At 23.9% G+C, this 4,009-nt stretch carries 4 protein-coding genes; all 4 read left to right on the forward strand.

Features of this window, described 5'->3' with window-relative positions; genetic code table 11:
• Entirely contained in the window at window positions 1-1,149 is a 1,149-nt protein-coding gene (locus AYWB_RS03315; RefSeq protein ID WP_011412955.1) for a Rep family protein, read from the forward strand.
• Between the two features lie 291 nt (window positions 1,150-1,440).
• Window positions 1,441-1,911: a hypothetical protein gene (locus tag AYWB_RS03320; RefSeq protein WP_011412956.1), complete on the forward strand. Its 471-nt coding sequence runs from the start codon at window positions 1,441-1,443 to the stop codon at window positions 1,909-1,911.
• 3 nt (window positions 1,912-1,914) lie between these two features.
• Complete coding sequence (locus tag AYWB_RS03325; RefSeq protein WP_011412957.1) at window positions 1,915-2,397, forward strand: DUF2963 domain-containing protein; 483 nt, start codon at window positions 1,915-1,917, stop codon at window positions 2,395-2,397.
• A gap of 615 nt (window positions 2,398-3,012) precedes the next feature.
• Window positions 3,013-3,327, forward strand: a complete 315-nt coding sequence (locus AYWB_RS03330; protein ID WP_011412954.1) for a single-stranded DNA-binding protein — start codon at window positions 3,013-3,015, stop codon at window positions 3,325-3,327.
• Window positions 3,328-4,009: the final 682 nt, after the last annotated feature.

Raw genomic sequence — 4,009 nt, forward strand, 5'->3', positions numbered from 1 at the left:
ATGAAATTACGTATTTGTGAACTTGTTATTAATGCTAATAAAATTACTAAATCTAAAATAGAAAATATTTTAGAACTTAAAAAAAAAGCTATTCAAAATTATGCCTATATTTTACATGATAAAGATACTTATCAAAATGAAAAAGAGGCTCAATTAAATGGTAAAAAAATAGGAGATCTAAAATCCCCTCATTATCATATATATTTAAGATTTAATTATGCATATGATACCAAACATATCGCTCAATGGTTTAATACCCAAGATAATTTTGTTTCTAAAATTAAAGGCAGATTTAGTGATGCTTTAATGTATATGACTCATGCTAATAGTTCTGATAAACATCAATATGACGAAAAAGCGGTAGTTAGTGATTTTGATTGGAAATCAGAAATACAAAAAACTAATTTGAATAAACAATTTAAAATGAATTATGCTAGATTAAAAGAAATTAATTCTCAAATTATATCAGGAGAAATTAAAGAATATAATATTGATGAAAGAATTAATGTAGATGAGTATTATGTATATTCTGCAGCAATAGAAAAAGCATTTAAATATAGAGTTATTACTTTAAAAAGGATTAAAAGACAAATGGAATGTGTTTTTATTACAGGTCAAAGTGGATCTGGTAAATCTACTTTAGCCAAAAAAATAGCTAAAGATAATAAATATAATGCCTATATTTCATCTGGTTCTAATGATATTTTAGATGATTATCGAGGAGAAGAATGTATTATTTTAGATGACCTACGTTCTAATTGTCTAGGTTTATCAGATTTATTAAAAATGTTAGATAATAATACTGCCTCCAGTGTTAAGAGTCGTTATAAAAATAAAGTATTAGAATGTAAATTAATTATTATTACTACTGTTAAAAGTATTGATGATTTCTTTGAAGATATTTTTAGAAAAGATGAAACTATTATTCAATTAAAACGTCGTTGTACTTATTATATTGAAATAGATTCAAAATATATTTATTATAGTTATTGGGATTCAATTCAAAATAAATATGATTTATTAAATAAAGAACCCAATAATTTATTAAATGAATTTAAAATTAAATCTTTATCAAAGCAAGAAGCAAGATTGAAATTTAAAAAATCCTTAAAAATAAATTTACCTACAAAAGATAAAGATGATATTTAAAATATATTTATAATTAAATGCTTTTTCTATTCTTTTTATGTGTATTTTACTAGCTTTTTTGATATAATATAAGTGTATTCACACGGACAAAAATACAAATTAATAATAGTTTAGCATTTTTATATGTTAAAATAATTAATGACTCTATATATATGTGCGTCCGTGTGCTTATATGTAGGGTCATTTTTGTTATCTAAATCCCACATTAAAATATATAAAAAAAATAGTTATATAAATCCCGAATCTCCCAAAGACAAAGATTTATATAACTACCATGAAAGGATGCATTAAATGCAAAACCTTAATTTAAACATAGACGCATTTATTGATAAAATAAATTACTATGTTATTTATATTATAACATTTTTAAAATATGTTTTTAACAGTATTATTGCAATCAAAAACGTTGATTTCAGTTTATTCAATATACCAAATAGTATAGGAATAATTTGTCATTTTCTTTTTGCTATTTTTTGCATTTTAATATTTATCACCTTGTTAGTTTTTTTAGGTTCTATATGGAATATTATTAAAACAATAATCAAATGGATTTTATATCCGTTTAAATTATTATTTAAATTAATTAAATGGATTTTCTCACCTAAATCAGAATTAAAACAACCAATTAAAACTAATAACTTGAATCAATATGATTTAAACAAATTACAAAGAAAGATAAATGATTTAGAATACAAACTTAATTTACAAAAAAGACAAAATGTAATTAAACCATTTGAAAACAAATATCAAAAAAGAGGTTAAATTATGAAAAACAATAATCACAAAAACCCAAAAAATAAAATATTTATCATTTGGGGTTTATTTATTAGTGGAGTTATTCTTGTTTTTTTAATACTTCTTTTATTAGCTATTAATAAACCTCAACCTAAAACTGATACCCAAAATCAACAACATTTACAATCTAATATTAATGCCGAACAAGAACAACAAACCTATAATAGGGTTATTAATAAGATAGAATCTGAAATAGATAAATTAACCCAACAACAAGAACAAACTCCATTACTTAAATATCCTCCTAAAATAAGATATTATGATGATGGAATAAAGATCTTTTCCATAGAAAAATATAATCAAGATACAGGTAAATTAATTAAAGACATTTATTATAAAAATGATGGAGAAACAATAGAATATACTGTTGATTACAATTCTGATGGTTCTATCTTAAACACTTTTTATAACCCAGACGGAACTGTTAGAGACACTTATCATTCTAATGAATAAAAAAAGAAAAATTATATTAAAGATTTGGATTATATTTATATCAATTCTTATTTTAATCCTGTTATTCCTTTTAGGTTTAAAATTACCTAAATTGCTTAAATTAAAACAACAACAAGATAATAATCAAGTTGAAACCCAATATAAATATTAAACTCAATATATTCATGATACTGATAAAGTTAATAATATAATTGGATTAATTAATTCTTTAAAACGTTTAAAAACTTTAAAGCAATTAAAACCTCAAACTGAAAAACAAAAAGAAACTCAACCAATAAATAATCTAGATTTCTTTGACCCTAAGGTTCAAAATGATCTTTATCATAAACTTAGTAAAGAATTAGATAAAATACCTCAAATTAAATCCACTTCTAAATTACCTGAAGTTAATCAGCTTCCAGATGAAGCTAAACAAACTGAATATAAATATGTTGTACCAGATTTTAAAGATGAAAAACAAGAACTTAAAGATATAGCAGTTATAACTTTAACTACTGGTGCGGTTGTAATTACTTGTTCTGTTTTAACTCCTATTTTATCCTCTGTAGGTCCAATAGGAACTATTGCAAGTAAATTAGTTTCAATTGCTTAATTTAAATAGAAAGGAGAAATAAAATGTTAAATAAAGTTCAATTAATCGGTAATATCACCCATGACTTAGAGCCAACACATATTAATACTAATGAGGGTCAAATATCTAAATTAGATTTCCAAATAGCTGTAAATAATAAAGATAAAACTCAATTCATTCCATGTGTTATTTTTAGAAACCAAGCTGAAAATATGAGTATGTATTTACATAAAGGTTCAAAAGTATATTTAGAAGGAACGTTATCAATTGAAAAATATACCAATAACGAAGGCGAAAATAAAACTGCTACTAAAGTAATAGTTCAAAAAGTTATTTTTTTAGATAATAAAGATAAATAAAATAAAGGCCCCTATTAAATTAGGGGCTTTAAAAATATAAAATTTCAATTGCGCGGAATGTTAATTTTAATCAATCTATTAATTTTATAATAACCTTTAAACACATTATTTTATATCTATATGACGTTTCAAATGACATTTAATATCTTTTATCTAACGCACATAAATAAAGGTCTAAGATATCTCGCTTAGCGAGCTAGGCGTCCAGCCGATGCATCTTAATTATATTATGATACCCCCTCTTATAAAGTCCCCTTTTGGGGATTTAGGGGTTTTTTATTTATTAATATTTGTTAAAATAATTATGACCTTATATATGAAGTTTTTCGAAGATTCCTAATATATAAGGTCATTTTTATACCTAAACCTTATATATATATGTATGTAGTAAGATATATAAAATCCTCAGCATTTCCCTGCCATAGAGGGCTTGTCTCTATGGCAGGTAGTAATTGTAGTATAAATTATTTTATTTTATTGAATTTTTCTAATATTTTTTAACTTTTATATACTACTTTTTTTAATGTTTTAATGTTGTATATATATGTTATAATAATATCGAGCGCCTTACCCGTGAACTATCGGGTAAGGAGTAGCGAGAACGAACCAACCGCCTTTGCCGTGAGTATCGGTAAAGGAGTAGGTTGGGGAGTCTACATATAAAAAAAAGGAATCTTCGAAA

It is taken from the genome of Aster yellows witches'-broom phytoplasma AYWB, assembly GCF_000012225.1.
Taxonomy (GTDB): Bacteria; Bacillota_I; Bacilli_A; order Acholeplasmatales; family Acholeplasmataceae; genus Phytoplasma.

Coding starts and splice junctions, on each gene's coding strand:
- AYWB_RS03315 (WP_011412955.1), top strand. CDS start 1: ATGAAATTACGTATTTGTGAACTTGTTATTAATGCTAATAAAATTACT.
- AYWB_RS03320 (WP_011412956.1), top strand. CDS start 1,441: ATGCAAAACCTTAATTTAAACATAGACGCATTTATTGATAAAATAAAT.
- AYWB_RS03325 (WP_011412957.1), top strand. CDS start 1,915: ATGAAAAACAATAATCACAAAAACCCAAAAAATAAAATATTTATCATT.
- AYWB_RS03330 (WP_011412954.1), top strand. CDS start 3,013: ATGTTAAATAAAGTTCAATTAATCGGTAATATCACCCATGACTTAGAG.